Source organism: Achromobacter insolitus, assembly GCF_002209555.1.
Classification (GTDB): Bacteria; Pseudomonadota; Gammaproteobacteria; order Burkholderiales; family Burkholderiaceae_B; genus Achromobacter; species Achromobacter insolitus.
Window position 1 is genome coordinate 171,679 of record NZ_NJIF01000009.1, and the last position, 14,974, is coordinate 186,652.

At 66.1% G+C, this 14,974-nt stretch carries 15 protein-coding genes; 6 read left to right on the plus strand and 9 right to left on the minus strand.

The features are described from left to right. Position 1 precedes the first annotated feature (1 nt). Positions 2-754 (minus strand): 2,3-diphosphoglycerate-dependent phosphoglycerate mutase, encoded by a 753-nt coding sequence (gene gpmA, locus CEY08_RS23885; RefSeq protein WP_063641391.1) that lies wholly within the window; start codon positions 752-754, stop codon positions 2-4. A 162-nt stretch (positions 755-916) separates the two neighbouring features. Here gpmA and CEY08_RS23890 point away from each other — a divergent pair, with 162 nt between their 5' ends. The 5 genes from CEY08_RS23890 (at position 917) to CEY08_RS23910 (ending at position 4,454) form a co-directional block, all read left to right on the plus strand. Continuing rightward, a complete protein-coding gene (locus CEY08_RS23890) occupies positions 917-1,339 on the plus strand; it encodes a rhodanese-like domain-containing protein (protein ID WP_042796148.1) in 423 nt (140 codons plus the stop codon). A 51-nt stretch (positions 1,340-1,390) separates the two neighbouring features. Continuing rightward, positions 1,391-1,648, plus strand: coding sequence for a glutaredoxin 3 (grxC, locus tag CEY08_RS23895; protein ID WP_042796147.1), 258 nt, complete (start codon positions 1,391-1,393; stop codon positions 1,646-1,648). A 50-nt stretch (positions 1,649-1,698) separates the two neighbouring features. Next, positions 1,699-2,232 (plus strand): protein-export chaperone SecB, encoded by a 534-nt coding sequence (gene secB, locus CEY08_RS23900; protein ID WP_063641392.1) that lies wholly within the window; start codon positions 1,699-1,701, stop codon positions 2,230-2,232. Positions 2,233-2,326: 94 nt separating this feature from the next. Then, positions 2,327-3,412 (plus strand): NAD(P)H-dependent glycerol-3-phosphate dehydrogenase, encoded by a 1,086-nt coding sequence (locus CEY08_RS23905; RefSeq protein WP_076816623.1) that lies wholly within the window; start codon positions 2,327-2,329, stop codon positions 3,410-3,412. 49 nt (positions 3,413-3,461) lie between these two features. Next, positions 3,462-4,454, plus strand: a complete 993-nt coding sequence (locus CEY08_RS23910; protein ID WP_042796145.1) for a Bug family tripartite tricarboxylate transporter substrate binding protein — start codon at positions 3,462-3,464, stop codon at positions 4,452-4,454. A 50-nt stretch (positions 4,455-4,504) separates the two neighbouring features. On the opposite strand, the gene CEY08_RS23915 is transcribed toward CEY08_RS23910, so the two are convergent. Then, positions 4,505-4,975 carry a tRNA (cytidine(34)-2'-O)-methyltransferase gene (locus CEY08_RS23915; RefSeq protein ID WP_042796144.1) on the minus strand — a complete coding sequence of 157 codons (471 nt, stop codon included), beginning with the start codon at positions 4,973-4,975 and terminating at the stop codon, positions 4,505-4,507. 78 nt (positions 4,976-5,053) lie between these two features. Continuing rightward, positions 5,054-5,605, minus strand: coding sequence for a ComF family protein (locus CEY08_RS23920; protein ID WP_367648565.1), 552 nt, complete (start codon positions 5,603-5,605; stop codon positions 5,054-5,056). A 239-nt stretch (positions 5,606-5,844) separates the two neighbouring features. On the opposite strand from CEY08_RS23920, the gene CEY08_RS23925 reads away from it, so the two are divergent. Then, on the plus strand, positions 5,845-6,777 hold the full coding sequence (locus CEY08_RS23925) for a methyltransferase domain-containing protein (RefSeq protein ID WP_042796142.1): 933 nt from the start codon (positions 5,845-5,847) through the stop codon (positions 6,775-6,777). Positions 6,778-6,837: 60 nt separating this feature from the next. Here CEY08_RS23925 and CEY08_RS23930 read toward each other — a convergent pair whose 3' ends face one another. The 6 genes from CEY08_RS23930 to CEY08_RS23955 form a co-directional block, all read right to left on the minus strand. After that, complete coding sequence (locus CEY08_RS23930) at positions 6,838-8,082, minus strand: YbdK family carboxylate-amine ligase (RefSeq protein ID WP_042796141.1); 1,245 nt, start codon at positions 8,080-8,082, stop codon at positions 6,838-6,840. 371 nt (positions 8,083-8,453) lie between these two features. Further along, positions 8,454-9,923, minus strand: a complete 1,470-nt coding sequence (locus tag CEY08_RS23935; RefSeq protein WP_063641397.1) for a TrkH family potassium uptake protein — start codon at positions 9,921-9,923, stop codon at positions 8,454-8,456. Positions 9,924-9,974: 51 nt separating this feature from the next. Next, positions 9,975-11,354: a Trk system potassium transporter TrkA gene (gene trkA, locus CEY08_RS23940; protein ID WP_059378200.1), complete on the minus strand. Its 1,380-nt coding sequence runs from the start codon at positions 11,352-11,354 to the stop codon at positions 9,975-9,977. Further along, complete coding sequence (locus CEY08_RS23945) at positions 11,351-12,043, minus strand: response regulator (RefSeq protein WP_042796140.1); 693 nt, start codon at positions 12,041-12,043, stop codon at positions 11,351-11,353. Before CEY08_RS23945 ends, trkA begins: the two co-directional genes overlap by 4 nt. Before the next feature lie 11 nt (positions 12,044-12,054). Beyond that, positions 12,055-14,373 carry a sensor histidine kinase gene (locus tag CEY08_RS23950; protein WP_042796139.1) on the minus strand — a complete coding sequence of 773 codons (2,319 nt, stop codon included), beginning with the start codon at positions 14,371-14,373 and terminating at the stop codon, positions 12,055-12,057. Further along, on the minus strand, positions 14,370-14,960 hold the full coding sequence (locus tag CEY08_RS23955; protein ID WP_082884668.1) for a DUF4390 domain-containing protein: 591 nt from the start codon (positions 14,958-14,960) through the stop codon (positions 14,370-14,372). The genes CEY08_RS23950 and CEY08_RS23955 overlap by 4 nt, the downstream gene beginning before the upstream one ends. Positions 14,961-14,974 lie beyond the last annotated feature (14 nt).

The window sequence follows — 14,974 nt, forward strand, 5'->3', positions numbered from 1 at the left end:
ATCAGTCCTTCTTAGCCTTACCCTGGGCCGCCACGGCGGCCATGGCCGCCTCGATCTCGGCGGCATCGCCCAGATAATAGTGGCGGATCGGGCGCAGGTCATCATCCAATTCATAGACCAGCGGCTGGCCCGTGGGGATGTTCAGATTGACGATGTCGTCGTCCGAGACGTTGTCCAGGTGCTTGATCAGGGCGCGCAGGCTGTTGCCGTGGGCGGCGATCAGGACGTTGCGGCCGGCGCGGATGGCCGGGGCAATCGATTCGTTCCAGAACGGCAGCACGCGGGCCACGGTGTCCTTCAGGCATTCGGTGGCGGGCAGCTGGTCTGCGGGCACCTTGGCGTAGCGCTTGTCGAAACGCGGGTGGCGTTCATCGTCCAGCGCCAGCGGCTCCGGGGCGATGGCATAGGCGCGGCGCCAGATCAGCACTTGCTCGTCGCCGTACTTGGCCGCCGTTTCAGCCTTGTTCAAGCCTTGCAGCGCGCCGTAGTGGCGTTCGTTCAGGCGCCAGGTCACGCCGACCGGGGTGTACATGGCATCCATGGCGTCCAGGGCGATCCACAGGGTGCGGATGGCGCGCTTGAGCAGCGAGGAGTAAGCCAGGTCGAAGGTGTAGCCTTCTTTCTTGAGCAGTTCGCCGGCCTTGCGGGCCTGTTCGCGGCCGGTCTCGGTCAGGTCGACGTCGGTCCAACCGGTGAAGCGGTTTTCCAGATTCCACTGGCTTTCGCCGTGGCGCATCAGAACGAGTTTGTGCATGATTTGGGACGCTTGTAACGCGGGTTAAAGTGAAGGAATGCGCTCATTTTATAATTGAGCGATTTTGCCCTTGATTTTGCCCCGGCGCACCCGCCCATTTCCGCGGCGCGGCGCATCAGGGTTCGCCTATACCAGGCTAGTCGCCGCACTTCAGGATGCCCCGTGGACCTTTTGCAATTCTTGCTCGATAAAAACAACATCTTCATTGTCGCCGTTGCCGTGATCTCCGGCATCATGCTGGCCATCCCGGCCCTGCGCAAAGGCCGCACCGGGTCGGCAGTGAGCACGACCGAGGCCATCCAGATGGTCAACCAGCGCCAGGCGGTCTGGGTCGACGTGCGCCCCGCCGAACAGTTCCAGGCCGGCCACATCGCCCAGGCACGCAACGTGCCGGCAGCCGACCTGGAGCAAAAGGCCGCTTCGCTGCCCAAGAACAAGCCGCTGGTCGTGGTTTGCGACAATGGCCGCGACTCGGCCCGCGCCGCCGCCAAGCTGCGCGCCCAGGGATTCGCCGACGTGGTGCCGCTGGAAGGCGGCATGCGCGCCTGGTCGGCCGCCAGCCTGCCGGTGACCCAGAAGGGTTGAAGCCAGGGGCCGCGCCCCCATCTACCTATTCTTGTACCCACAGGAGCGCCTATGAACAAAGTCGTCATGTACAGCAAGGACTATTGTCCCTATTGCGCCCGCGCCAAGGCCTTGCTGGAGCAGCGCGGCGTGACGGACCTGGAAATCATCCAGATCGATCGGGATCCGTCCCAGCGCGAGGTCATGATCGAACGCACCGGCCGGCGCACCGTCCCGCAGATCTTCATCGGCGATACCCATGTCGGCGGTTGCGACGACTTGATGGCCCTGGACCGCTCGGGCGGCCTGGCCCCCATGCTCAACGGCTGACACACAGGCTGTACCTCCCCTTTTTGCCCCTCCCACCAACGGAAATACTCATGGCTGATCAAGACCAAAACTCCCAGCAAGAAGGCGGCAACGACGCGCCCTCGTTCAATCTGCAGCGCGTCTACCTGAAAGACCTTTCGCTGGAAATGCCGAATGCCCCCCACGTCTTCCTGGAGCAAGAAGCGCCCCAGGTCGAGGTGAGCATCACCGTGGGCGGTCAGCGCCTGGCCGAAACCGTGTTCGAAACCACGGTCACCGTCACGGTCACCACCCGCGTCAATGAAAAGGTCGTGTACCTGGTCGAAGGCACGCAAGCGGGCATCTTCGAGGCCGCCAACATCCCCGCGGAACAGCTCGATCCGCTGCTGGGCATCGTCTGCCCGACCATGCTGTACCCCTACCTGCGCGCCAATATCGCCGATGCGATCACCCGCACCTCGATGCCGCCGCTGCACCTGACCGAAGTGAATTTCCAGGCCCTGTACGAACAGCGCCTGGCCGAGCTGCAACAACAACAAGGCGCCGCCAACGGCAACGGTAGCGACTCGGGCATCATCCTGCCTCCCGGCGCGACCCGCCAGTAAGCAGGCCGCGGCGTCCCATGAAAAGAGCCCCCACGCTGCGCCTTCGGCTTGCTGCCCCCCGTGGGGGCGCTTTTCATCTTGAGGCGGCTCGGCGATGAAAAATCCCGATCCGCCACGCCTGCGCGTCGCCGTCCTGGGTGCGGGAAGTTGGGGCACCGCGCTGGCGGCGGCAGCTAGCCGCCGCCACGCCACCGTACTCTGGGCGCGCGACGCCGCGCAGGCGGCCGGCATGGCCGCCACGCACGAGAACGCGCGCTACCTGCCTGGCATTTCCCTGCCCCAGGCACTGAATGTTTCCTCAGACCTCGACGCCACGTTGCGCAGCCTCCAGGAACCCGGGGCGCGCCGCCTGATCGTGCTCGGCGTACCGGTGGCGGGGCTGACCGCCATCTGTGACGAGCTTTCCCGCCGGCTGCCCGCGCTGGGATTGCAGGACACCCCCATCGTCTGGACGTGCAAGGGCTTCGAAGCCGACACGGCCAGGCTGCCCCACGAAATCATGCGCGAGGCACTGCCCGGCGCCGTGGGTGGCGCACTGTCGGGCCCCTCGTTCGCGCGTGAAGTCGCCCAGGGCCTGCCCGTGGCGCTGACCGTGGCCAGCGATAGCCCCGCCTTGCGCGAAGCCACGACCGCCGCCTTTCATGGCGCGGCCCTGCGCGTGTACGCCAGCACCGACCTGGTCGGCGTGGAAGTCGGCGGCGCGCTGAAGAATGTCATCGCCGTCGCCTGCGGCATCTGTGACGGCCTGGCCCTGGGCACGAACGCCCGCGCGGCGCTGATCACGCGCGGCTTGGCCGAGATGACCCGCTTCGGGGTGGCGCTGGGCGCGCAAGCCGAGACCTTCGCCGGGCTGACCGGCCTGGGCGACCTGGTGCTTACCGCGACTGGCGAGCTGTCGCGCAACCGCCGCGTCGGCCTGGAAATCGGCGCCGGTCGCAAACTGGCCGACATCCTGGCCAGCGGCATCACGGCCGAAGGCGTGCGCTGCGCCCGCGCCGCGCTGGAGCGCGCCCGCGCCATCGGCGTCGAATTGCCAATCACTGAAGCCGTCTGCGCCGTGCTGTTCGACGGCGTGGCTCCCATGACGGCCGTGTCCGCCTTGCTGGCGCGCGATGCCCGCTACGAAAGCGGCGCGACTGACGGCCAACCGGGCGCAGCGACGGCCCCCGGGCCCCACTGACCCGCCCAAAAAAACAAACACCCCGCACAACCCCGAGGAGACATCCTTCATGACGCAAACCCGCAAGTTCCGGGTCGGCCCGCTGCTACGCGGCCTGTGCCTCAGCCTGGCCGCCATCCTGCCGGCCGCCGCCCACGCCGACTGGCCCGACCGTCCGATCCACATGGTCGTCCCCTTCCCGCCCGGCTCGTCGCCGGACATCCTGGCGCGCACGATTTCGGAACCGCTGTCCCAGGCGCTGGGCCAGCCCATCGTGATCGACAACAAGCCGGGCGCCGGCGGCAACATCGGCACCCGCATCGTGTCCCAGGCCAAACCGGACGGTTACACCCTGCTCTACACGATCAACGGTCCTCTGGTCACGGCGCCCACGCTGTACAAGAAGACGCTGGGCTACGATCCGCTGCGCGACCTGCAACCGGTCTCGCTGGTGGGCACCAGCCCCAATGTGCTGGTGGTGCCCAGCAGCTTGAAGGTCGATAACGTCAAGGACTTCGTCACGCTGGTGAAGGGCCGCGGTAATTCGCTGAACTACGGTTCCGTCGGCCCGGGCAGCTCGGCTCACCTGGCGATGGAAATGTTCAAGGAAAGCGCCGGCGTGGACCTGGCCCATATTCCGTATTCCGGTTTTCCGCAGGTCATCTCGGCCATCATCGGTGGCGACGTTCAGGCCGGTTTCATGGTGCCTGCCATCGCCGTGCCCCAGGCGCGTGACGGCAAGGTGAAGCTGCTGGCAGTGACCAGCCTGCAGCCCAGCGAAGCACTGCCGGGCGTGCCTACGATGGCATCCCAGGGCTATCCCGATTTCGAAGCCATTTCCTGGAACGCCGTACTGGTTCCGGCCGGCACGCCCACGCCTATCGTCGAACGGCTCAACAGCGAACTGGCGCGCATCATCGACAGCGAAGCGGTGCGCAAACAGCTGGCACTGCAGTACTTCACGCCCGCGCCGTCCACGCCCGAAGCCCTCACCGCGCGTATCAAGAACGAAAAGGCGCGCTGGGACCAGGTGATCGAAAAGCTGAATCTGTCGCTGGATTGATTCCGGCGCCACGTTGATGGGTCACGCGCGTTGGATGCAACGCGCCCCCATCACACTCCCCCTTCATACCCCTGCTGGCGCCAGGCCTCGAACACCGTCACCGCGACGGCATTGGACAGGTTCAGGCTGCGCTGGCCGGCACGCATCGGCAGCCGCAGGCGCTGCTGGGGCGGAAACATCGCCTGATGTTCTTCCGACAAGCCCGCCGTTTCCCGCCCAAACACGAACACATCGCCCGGCTTGAAGCCGATATCCGCCACGCTGCGCTGCGCATGCGTGGTCAGTGCGTAGATGCTGGATGGCGCGGCGCCCGTGTCGGCCAAGGCCTCCTGCAGCGAGTCATGCACGCGGACAGGCTGCCATTCGTGGTAGTCCAGCCCCGCGCGGCGCATGCGAGCATCGTCGAGCTCAAACCCCAAGGGGCGCACCAGGTGCAGCTGCGCGCCCGTATTTGCGCACAAGCGGATGGCGTTGCCGGTATTGGGGGGAATTTCGGGACAGACGAGGATGACGTGGAACATGGCGCTAGGAACTCAAGACGGCTTGCGGCTGGAGACGCCGCACACCCGGAATTGTCGCCGATTTACCCGGGGACGGACTCAGGGGGTGCGCGCGGCCACCAGCATCGTGACGCTCGCCGCTCCGGCGGCCAGTAGCGCCGAAGCCGCATCATTGGCCGTGCTGCCCGTGGTCATGACGTCGTCCACGACAAGCACGTGCCGTCCGCGGACGTCGCCCACGCAATAAAACACGTTTTGCGCCCCAAGCCGGCGGGCGCGGCGGCCCTGTCCGGTCTGCCGGGGGGCTTCGCGCCGGCGCCGCAATAGCCCGCGCGCCACCTGCAGGTTGAGCTCGGCCGCGAGGCTGCGGGCGATTTCGGCGGCCGGATTCATGCCGCGTTGGCGCAGCGACGCGCGGCTGGCCGGTATGGCCGCCAGCAAGGCGCCGTCCAGCAAGGGAGCGTCGCGAGCCGCCGCCGCAGCGATCAGCCGGGCAAGCACGGGCGCCATGCTGAGCCGTAGCCGGGTCTTGAGCATCAGGATCAGCGTATCGGCGGGCGGCGCATAGTCAAAGGCCGCAACCGTGCGCGAAAACGCCCAGGGCGTGCCCAGGCAGGCGGCACAATGCGGTGTGTCCGGCCGCTGCGCCAAGGCACAACGAGGGCAACGCGGCGGCGGGCCCCCGCGGATATCCGCCTCGCACCCCTCGCAGAGGCGCGCGCCGGCCACGCGGGCGCCGCACAACGGGCAATCACAGCCTACCCGCGACAACAGCCACCGCCCCATTGCCCGTAGGGGCAATCGGAAGCCGCGGCCGGGATGCGCAATAATGGATGCCATCCCTCATGAAACCATGATCCGCCCGCGACGAAGACGCGGACGCGACCGAAATGTCCCTGCCAGAATCCGCAACGCTCCCCACCCTGCCCATCGTCAGCGCCGACGTCCCCAGGCAGTTCGCCCGCCGCGGCGACCTGTCCGACGCCCAGTTTCTCTATGGGGAAGTCGCCCGCCGCATGCTGGGGCGCCTGCAATACATTCGTGTCCAGCCCCAGGCGATGCTGGACGCAGGCTGCGGCGCGGGCGACAACCTGCCGCTGCTGCGCGAACGCTATCCCGACGCCGCCTATACCGGCCTGGACAACTGTGAACCGCTGCTGGAGCAGGCGCGCAAGCGCCATGCGCCGGCCGGTCTGTCGGCCTGGATCGGCAAGCTGGCGCGGCGCGGTCCGGCCGCTCCGGCCTTCGTCAACGCCGATCTGGCGGGCACGGGCCTGGCGCCCGAATCGCTGGAACTGGTCTGGTCCAACCTGGCCATGCACTGGCACCGCGCCCCCCACGCCGTGCTGGCGGAATGGCGGCGCATCCTGAAAGTGGGCGGATTGGCCATGTTTTCCTGTCTGGGACCGGCCACGCTGCGCGAGCTGCGGCAGGCCCTGGACGACGCCGGCCTGCGCACAGCCACGCCATCCTTCGTGGACATGCATGACTTCGGCGACTTGCTGGTGGAAAACGGCTTCGCGGACCCGGTCATGGACCAGGAGATCCTGACCCTGACCTACCGCAGCCCCGAAAAGCTGCTGCAGGACGTGCGCGCGCTGGGCGGCAACCCTGCCGAAGGCCGGCGCGGCGGATTGGTGGGCCGGGACTGGCGCGACCGTCTTTGCGGCGCATTGGAAGCGCAGCGCCGGCCGGACGGCCTGATCGTCCTGAGCATCGAGGTCGCTTACGGTCATGCCTGGCGCGCGGCCGCGCATCGCACCACGGCCGGCGAAACCCGGCTGTCGGTCAGCGCCATCGGCGGCCGGCACCGGGCTCCCTGAACCCGGCCCAGCCGCGCTCAGCGGGCATGGCCGGCACGCTTTCGCCTGCCGGCCGCCTTGTCAGTGCAGACGTTCCGGAATGGGCACGCTGACCCCCGGCTCGGAAGCCGGCAGGGACGACATGGGCTCGGAGGTCGCGCGGATGCGCCTTCTCAGGACTGCCGTGGGCTCGGCCGGTCCTACCCCGGGCGAAGCAATGCCCCGCCATGCACTGGACATGGCTTCCACCACCAGCGGCAGATCGCGCAAGCGATGGAACTGACTGCGCAGCCAGCGGGAATCGTTGCCGCTGCGCATGGATTCATCGCGCAAGGCGGCGATCATGTCGCCCGTGCCCAGTTCCTCGGCCACCGGCATCAGACGCTGGAACAGGTTGCGCAGGTGGTCCATCAGCCGCAGGCGCTGGCCGTCAGGCGTCACGTAACTGCCTTGCAGGCCAAAGCGGCAGGCCTGGAAGTGGTTGCTGCGATAGGACAGCCAGGCGCCGTCGCCGGGATCGCCCTCGCGCATCAGCAGCACTGCCAGGGCTTGGGCAAAGGCCGCGATCTGGCAGGCGCGCTCGACTGTCAGCGGCGTATCGCAAACGCGGATCTCGACGGTGCCGAATTCCGGCTTCGGACGGATGTCCCAGTACAGGTCCTTGATGCTTTCCGCCAGGCCGTAGGCTCGCAGCTGCGCCAGATGCGCCTCGAACTGGTACCAATCCTTCACTTCGGGCGGCATGTGCCCGGCCAGCGGGAAGCTGTTGACCGCGTTCAGGCGCGAGCACGAGAACAGCGTATCCACGCCCTCGCAATACGGCGACGAGGCCGACAGCGCGATGAAATGCGGCACATAGGGCGACAGGCGGCGCAACAGTTTGATGGAATCGTCGCCACTTTTGACGCCCAGGTGGATGTGCTGGCCGAAAACCGTAAATTGACGCGCCAGGTAACCGTACATTTCGGCCAGGTACTGGAAGCGCGGGGTGTCCGAAATAGAGCGCTCTTGCCAGCGCATGAAAGGATGTGCGCCGCCGCCGGCAACCGACACGCCCACGGCGTCCGCCGCTTCGATCAGCGCATCGCGCATTTCGCGCATCTCGGCCAAGAGGCCCATGGGGTGCTCATGCACCGAGGAGTTCAGTTCGATCATGGACCGCGTGATTTCCGGTTTAACGCGGTCGGCGATGGGATGGTTGGCCATTTGGGCCAGCAGCTCGTCCGAGGCTGCGGTCAGGTCAAAACTGCGGGGGTCTATCAGTTGCAGCTCGAGCTCGATGCCCAGGGTGTTGGGGGCCGACGAAATGAACGGGATCTGTTCCATCTCGGACTCCTTTCTGAATGTTTGATGAGGGTATGCGCCGTTCGACCTTGAAGCCCGGAAACTTCCCGGGGGGCACTAGACGGCAGCTTGTGCACGCATGATAGCCGCTGTTTTATGGCAAAAAGATGGAAAATCGTGACATTTATGTGCAACATCACGAAGCAATCGGTTTTTCCCTGTGAAGGAAAGTGAGCGAGTGCTCACGGCGTAGAAATGGCGCGGCCTCCCGGCCCGCGATGCCCGCATAGGTAGCCAGGACGGGGCTTTCGGGAGGGGGCGGGAAAACCCTTTTTAGGGTTATTACCTAGGAAATCCGCGGCTTCGTCGGGCAGCAAGCACGCGCAGCGTGCGCTGCGTGGGCCCCCCCCACTCTATTTCCGCCAGAAGATCGGGGTGAAGAGCACCAGCACCGTCAGCAGCTCCAGGCGCCCGATCAGCATCGCGAAGGTGCAGACCCAGATCTGGAAATCGGAGAGCACGGCGAAATTGCCCATGGGGCCTACCGGGCCGAGCCCGGGACCGGTGTTGTTGACGCTGGCGAAAACGGCCGAGAAAGCCGTGATCGGGTCCAGGCCGGAGAGCAGCAGCAGGCTCGTGAAAACCGCAATGGAAAGGCCGTAGAACAGCATGAACGCCAGTACGGAGGACATGGTGCGGGTCTCGACCGCCCGGCCATTGATGCGCACCGGACTCACGGCGTGCGGATGCAACATTGTTACCAGCTCGTTGCGGGCCTGTTTGACCAGGAGGATCGCCCGGATCATCTTGATGCCGCCCCCGGTAGACCCCGCCGAGGTGGCAAAACCCGACAGCAGCAACATGGTCAACGGGGCGAACAGCGGCCACTGCGCGAAGTCGGTATTGGCGTAGCCCGTGGTGGTAGCCATGGAAATCGTGTTGAACATGCCGTAGCGCAGCGCCTGCAGCGGATCGGTATAGACCCCTTTCAGAAACAGGAACACGGAGATGACGAGGCCCACCCCCAGCACCACGACCAGGTAGGGAATCGCCTCCGGACACCGCAGATAGGCACGCCCGCTGCGCTGGCGGAAGGCGTTGAAGTGGGTGGCGAAGTTGATGCCGGCAATCAGCATGAACACCATTGCCACCATTTCCACCGCCACGGAATCGAAATGGGCGAAACCGTCGTCCCAAGTGGAAAAGCCTCCCAGACCCATGGTGGTGGCCATGTGACACCAGGCTTCAAACCACGATAACCCCACCGCCCGATAGGCCAGGAAGCACAGGATGGAAAAGACAAAATAGACCGCGTACAACGCCTTGGCGGTGCTGGCGATGCGAGGCGTGAGCCGTTCGTCCTTCATCGGGCCGGGCGTTTCCGCCCGCACCACCTGATGCCCGCCCACTCCGAGCAGGGGCAGGATGGCCACGGCCAGCACCAGGATGCCCATGCCGCCGATCCAGATCAGCGTGGCGCGCCACAGGTTGATCGAGGCGGGCAGCGTGTCCAGGTTGGTCAGGACCGTGGCGCCGGTAGTGGTCAGGCCCGACATGGCCTCGAAGTAGGCGCCGGTGAACGACAGCGGCAAGCCGGCGCCGTGGAAGTAAAGCAGCAGCGGAATGGCAGCCAGCAGGGGCAGGCCCGCCCACACGGCCGACACCAGCACGAAACCGTCCCGCGCCCGCAGCTCGCAACGGGCGCGACGCGTCACGGCCGCCAGCCCCCCGCCAATGCCCACCGAGATCAGGAAGCCGTCCAGGAACGCCTCGCGCGCCGCATCGCCCCCGACATAGGCGACGGTCAAGGGGATCAGCATGGTGAGGGCGAACATCACCATCGTCAGACCCAGGATATAGAGGGTGCCCAGGACGCGCTTCATGGAGCTATCCGGCCGCGCGCGGCTCGCGCAGAAGGAAGGAAGCGGCGCGCATCAGAAGAAGGACGCCGAAACTTGGAACAGCTTTTCCACGCGCGGCATCTGCCGGCGCGAGGGCACGAAGACAATGACGTGGTCGTCGGATTCGATGACGGTATCGGCGTCCGGCAGGATGATCTCGTCCTCGCGCACCAGCGCGCCGATGCTGGCACCCTTGGGCAGGCTGATCTGGCCGACCGCGCGCCCGACCACCTTGGAAGTGGAGCGGTCGCCATGGGCGATGGCCTCCAGCGCTTCCGCCACGCCCTGGCGCAGCCGGTGCACGGCGGCCACGTCGCCGCGGCGCACGTGGCGCAGGAGTTCGCTCATGGTGGCCTGGGACGGCGACACCGCGATATCGATATGGCTGCCCTGCATCAATTCGCCGTAGGCCTGGCGGTTGATCAGCGCGATCACCTTGCGCGCACCCAGCCGCTTGGCAAGCAGGGAGGACATGATGTTGTCTTCGTCGTCGCTGGTCAGTGCCAGCCACGTGTCCATGTCTTCTATGTTCTCGCGTTCCAGCAGCGCTTCGTCCGTGCCGCTGCCGTGCAGGACCAGCACACTGTCGGGCAGCTGGGTTGCCAGGTACTCGCAGCGCTTCTGGTCGCGTTCGATGATGCGGACGCTGTATTTTTCCTCGGCCAGTTGGCGCGCCAGGCGCAGGCCGATATTGCCCCCGCCCGCGATCATCACGCGGCGCACGGCGCGCTCGGCTTCACGCAGCTGCCGCACCGCGCGGCGCGCATCGCGCGAATCCACCACCAGCACCACTTCGTCGCCCGGGGCGATCACCGTGCCACTGCCAGCCCTCAGCGGCCGGCCACCGCGCAGCACATCGATCACGCGCGCTTTGACGTCGGGCCAGACATCGCGCAGCTTGTCGACGGGGGAATGGGCCATGGGGCTGCCCGCCCCGACCCGCACCGTCACGACGCTGACCCGGCCTTCGGCGAACTCCACCACCTGCAGCGCCTCTGGAAACTCGATCAGGCTGTGCAGATACGTGGTGACGCTGCGCTCGGGGCTGATCAGCGCATCGATGCAAAAGCCCTCTTCGCTCATGAGTTCCGGGTGTTCGGCGAACTCGACCGAGCGGATGCGGGCAATGCGGCGGGGAATATTGAACAACTGGCGCGCGATCTTGCAGGCCACCATGTTGGCCGAATCGGACGCGGCACAGGCGATCAGCAGGTCGGTGTCGGCGGCGCCGGCGGCTTCCAGCACCGATACCTGCGAGCCGTCGCCGTGGACGACCCGCAGGTCAAAGTGTTCTTGCAGGTATTGCAGTTGGACGGGATCCGAATCGATCACCGTGATGTCGTTCTCTTCGGACACCAGGTTCTCGGCCACGCTGGTGCCTACGCGACCAGCGCCCATGATCAGGATCTTCATGAGCTCCGCTTGCGGGCGGACTCGATGCCCAATTGCTTGAGCTTGCGGTACAGATGGGTACGTTCCAGCCCGGTGCGTTCCGACACCCGGGTCATGCTGTGGCTTTCGCGAACCAGGTGGTATTCGAAATAGATGCGCTCGAATTCATCGCGCGCTTCGCGCAGCGGCTGGTCCAGCGAGATGCTGCCCAGTTGGCCATTGGAGGTGACCGGAACTTCGTTGGCGGGAGCGGCGGCCAGGACCGGAGGATCCAGTTCGTCTTCCAGCGCGACGGCGGCGCTGGCGACTGCCGGATGCGCAGCGGCGGGCGCCGGGTGCGGCGCGCGGCCGCGCGCCAAGCCGGCGGCGACGGTTTTCAACAGGCGCTGCAGCGTGATCGGCTTTTCGAGGAAATCCATGGCGCCGATGCGCGTGGCTTCGACTGCCGTATCGATGGTGGCGTGACCGCTCATCATGATCACGGGCATGTCGAGCAGGCCTTGTGAGCCCCACTCCTTGAGCAGGCTGACGCCGTCCGTGTCGGGCATCCAGATGTCCAGCAACACCAGGTCTGGACGCATGCGCAAGCGTGCGGCGCGCGCTTGCGCCGCGTTTTCAGCCAGCTCGACCGTGTGTCCTTCGTCGTATAGGATTTCCGACAAAAGCTCGCGTATACCGACTTCGTCGTCAACCACCAGAATTCTGGCCATAAAGCATCCACCTATTGCGTAGCCGCATTATCCTTTTCTTGCGCGGTCGCGTCCATAGTATCGGCCTCGGACGCCAGCCGGGTCAACAATATGGAGATCCGCGCGCCCCCCTCCTTGCGGTTGGCAAGGTCTATACGGCCGCCGTGTTCTTCCACGATCTTGCGTACGATAGCCAATCCTAACCCAGTCCCGTGGGACTTGGTGGTGACGTAGGGCTCGAACGCGCGCTGCATGACCTGGGGCGGAAAGCCCGGTCCCGTGTCGGCGACGGTGAACCTGAGCGCCTGATGGGCCGCCCGGTCGGGCTGTTCGCTGCGCATGAGCTGCGTGGTCACGCTGACCCGGCCTTGCCCGCCCTGCTCGGCGATCGCGTCGCGGGCGTTGGACATCAGATTGTGGATCACCTGACGCAACTGGGTGGGATCGCCCTCGATGGGCGGGAGGTCCGGCGCCAGCGTCACGTCCAGGTTCAGGGCCTTCTCGGCAGCCAGGCGCGGCGAACCGCCTTCGGGGTCCCATCCATACAGCGACAGCACGTCGGCCACCAGGGCGTTGAAATCGATCCGCTGCATCACGGCGGGCGGCGTGCGGGCGTATTCGCGGAAGTCGTCCACCATCTGCTTGAGCGACGCCACCTGATTGACGATGGTATTGGTGGAACGCTCGACAATCTGGGCCTCGGCGGGGGGCAGCTTGCCCTCCAGCTTCATGGCCAGGCGTTCAGCCGACAGCTGGATCGGCGTCAGCGGGTTCTTGATCTCGTGCGCCAGGCGGCGGGCGACCTCGCCCCAGGCCACGGTCCGGTTGGCCGAGATCACTTCGGTGATATCGTCGAACACCACCAGATAGCCGTTGCCGCGCCCATCCACGCGCAGGTGCGTGCCGCGCGCAAGCAGGGTCAGGGGTTGGGCCGCGGCGGGCGCGTCGCCCTGGCCCGGGGCGATTTCAAATTGCTGCTGCCAATGTTGGCGTTCGGAGCCCACCGCGGCATGGGCGGAAAATGCCTGCCGCACGATGTTGGCGAACTCCAGCATGCCGCTCACCGTCTCCAGCGGACGGCCGATCACCGAGCGCAAGTCCGCGCCCAATATGGTCTGGGCACCCTGGTTGACGGTGGTGACGCGGAAAGATTCGTCAAACACCAGCACCCCGGAGGACAGGTTCGACAGCACGCTTTCCAGATAGACATTGGAACGCTCCAGCTGCTGGCGGTTGCTCTCGACCATGCGGCGGGCCTCGTCGAGCTGGCGCGTCATGGCATTGAAGGACCGCGTGAGCTGGCCGACTTCGTCGCGTTCCGGAGGTTCGGGCAGCGGCCGGTAGTCGCCCACCCCTACGGCCTGCGTGCCGCCGGCCAGGCTGAGCAGCGGCCGCACCAACCGCTTGGACAACGACAACGCCACAGCGATGGCGCCAAACGCCGCCAGCAACAGAGCCAGGGTCAGGGTGATGCCATAGAGTTTGCGCAGGCCCAGCCGCGACAGCGCCAGCTCCTGGTAGTCGCGAAAGCCTTGCTGCACCAGGTTGGCGTTATGGGCGATCTGCTCGGGCACCGGCTGCAGCAGCTGCAGCCAGCGAGGTTCGGAGGCCGGTCCCAGCAGGTTGTCGTAGCGGTCCGGACCGGTAAGCGGAATCACCACGCGCAAATGCAGGCCGCCTTCGGCGCCAGGCGCCACGGGGTCGTCGGCTTCAGCGGCCGAGTAGCCGCGCGCCAGCCGCAGCTGGTTCATGACGGTGGATGGCGGCGTGGCCGGCAGCAACTGGCCGTACTGGCTGGTCGAGAACGCGATCATGCGCCCGCTGCCCGTGAACACCATGGCTTCCTGCACGCCATTGGCCTCGCGCAAGCGCGTCAAGGCCAGCGTTACGCCGCTGTCGGAGCTGCGGTTCAATTCCATGGCCATGGAGCGCGCGCGGGCGTCCAGATCCGCCAGCAGCGAATCCAGCGCGGCGCGGCCCAGGTTCAGGCCGGCTTCCAGGGCCGTGTCCACGCGCACGTTGAACCAGGATTCGATCGAGCGCGACATGAACTGCACCGACACGGTGTAGATCAGCGCGCCGGGCACCACGCCGATCAACGCGAACGCCAGCGAAAAACGGGCCGTCAAGCGAGCGCCGAACTGCCGCCTGCGAATCTGCCGGGCCAACCGCACGGTCAGCGCGACCACCCAGATGAAGAGTGCCAGCGCAAAAATGCCGTTCAGCACCAGCAGCGTGTCGTAATAGCGCGCAAAGCGCGAGGCGTTTCCGGTGGACCACGCCAGCAACCCCAGCAGCGCCAGGCCGCTTACCGCGCCTACCATCAGGGCCAGCCGAAGCAAAAGCCTCATGATGGGTCTTTCTCCTTGTCGCTGAGCACGAACGTGAAGTCCATCCAGGGAGTGGCCTGCACCCAGGAACTGCTGTTCAGGGCGTTGACCTGGAAGGGCCGCGGCAGCAGCGAGGTATCCAGGCGCAGGCGCAGTTGGCCGCCGTACAGGACGTCGGCGTCGAAGTCGCCGGCGTCCGCCACCGGCCAGTTGCGGATGTGGCGGATGACGCCCATGGCGTCATCCAGCGAGGCGACCGGGAAGGTCAACTCGCCCACGCCTACGCGCCATTGCCGGGTCAGGGCGTTGTAGATGATGCGCCACGTACGGGAAGTGTCAACCAGGGACTTGTCGAACCACCACCAGCGTTCACGCGTGATGGTGAGATCGGCGGTGAGATACAGCGGCACCCCACGCTGGGCCGCTTCCCGCAACTGGGAGTTCAATTCGAACTCGATGTCCGCGTCGATTTCGAGCTTGCCGTCGCGCACCGCCGGGCGAACCTCGGTGACCTTGGGTTCGGCCCCATGCGCCTCGCCGCCCGGCACAAAGGAAAGCAAGGCAGATACGAGCAACAACCCGAGAAATAAGCGCGGAATAATGGACATACGGCACCGGAACT

Coding starts and splice junctions, on each gene's coding strand:
- gpmA (WP_063641391.1), bottom strand. CDS start 754: ATGCACAAACTCGTTCTGATGCGCCACGGCGAAAGCCAGTGGAATCTG.
- grxC (WP_042796147.1), top strand. CDS start 1,391: ATGAACAAAGTCGTCATGTACAGCAAGGACTATTGTCCCTATTGCGCC.
- secB (WP_063641392.1), top strand. CDS start 1,699: ATGGCTGATCAAGACCAAAACTCCCAGCAAGAAGGCGGCAACGACGCG.
- CEY08_RS23905 (WP_076816623.1), top strand. CDS start 2,327: ATGAAAAATCCCGATCCGCCACGCCTGCGCGTCGCCGTCCTGGGTGCG.
- CEY08_RS23910 (WP_042796145.1), top strand. CDS start 3,462: ATGACGCAAACCCGCAAGTTCCGGGTCGGCCCGCTGCTACGCGGCCTG.
- CEY08_RS23915 (WP_042796144.1), bottom strand. CDS start 4,975: ATGTTCCACGTCATCCTCGTCTGTCCCGAAATTCCCCCCAATACCGGC.
- CEY08_RS23925 (WP_042796142.1), top strand. CDS start 5,845: ATGTCCCTGCCAGAATCCGCAACGCTCCCCACCCTGCCCATCGTCAGC.
- CEY08_RS23930 (WP_042796141.1), bottom strand. CDS start 8,082: ATGGAACAGATCCCGTTCATTTCGTCGGCCCCCAACACCCTGGGCATC.
- CEY08_RS23935 (WP_063641397.1), bottom strand. CDS start 9,923: ATGAAGCGCGTCCTGGGCACCCTCTATATCCTGGGTCTGACGATGGTG.
- trkA (WP_059378200.1), bottom strand. CDS start 11,354: ATGAAGATCCTGATCATGGGCGCTGGTCGCGTAGGCACCAGCGTGGCC.
- CEY08_RS23945 (WP_042796140.1), bottom strand. CDS start 12,043: ATGGCCAGAATTCTGGTGGTTGACGACGAAGTCGGTATACGCGAGCTT.
- CEY08_RS23950 (WP_042796139.1), bottom strand. CDS start 14,373: ATGAGGCTTTTGCTTCGGCTGGCCCTGATGGTAGGCGCGGTAAGCGGC.
- CEY08_RS23955 (WP_082884668.1), bottom strand. CDS start 14,960: ATGTCCATTATTCCGCGCTTATTTCTCGGGTTGTTGCTCGTATCTGCC.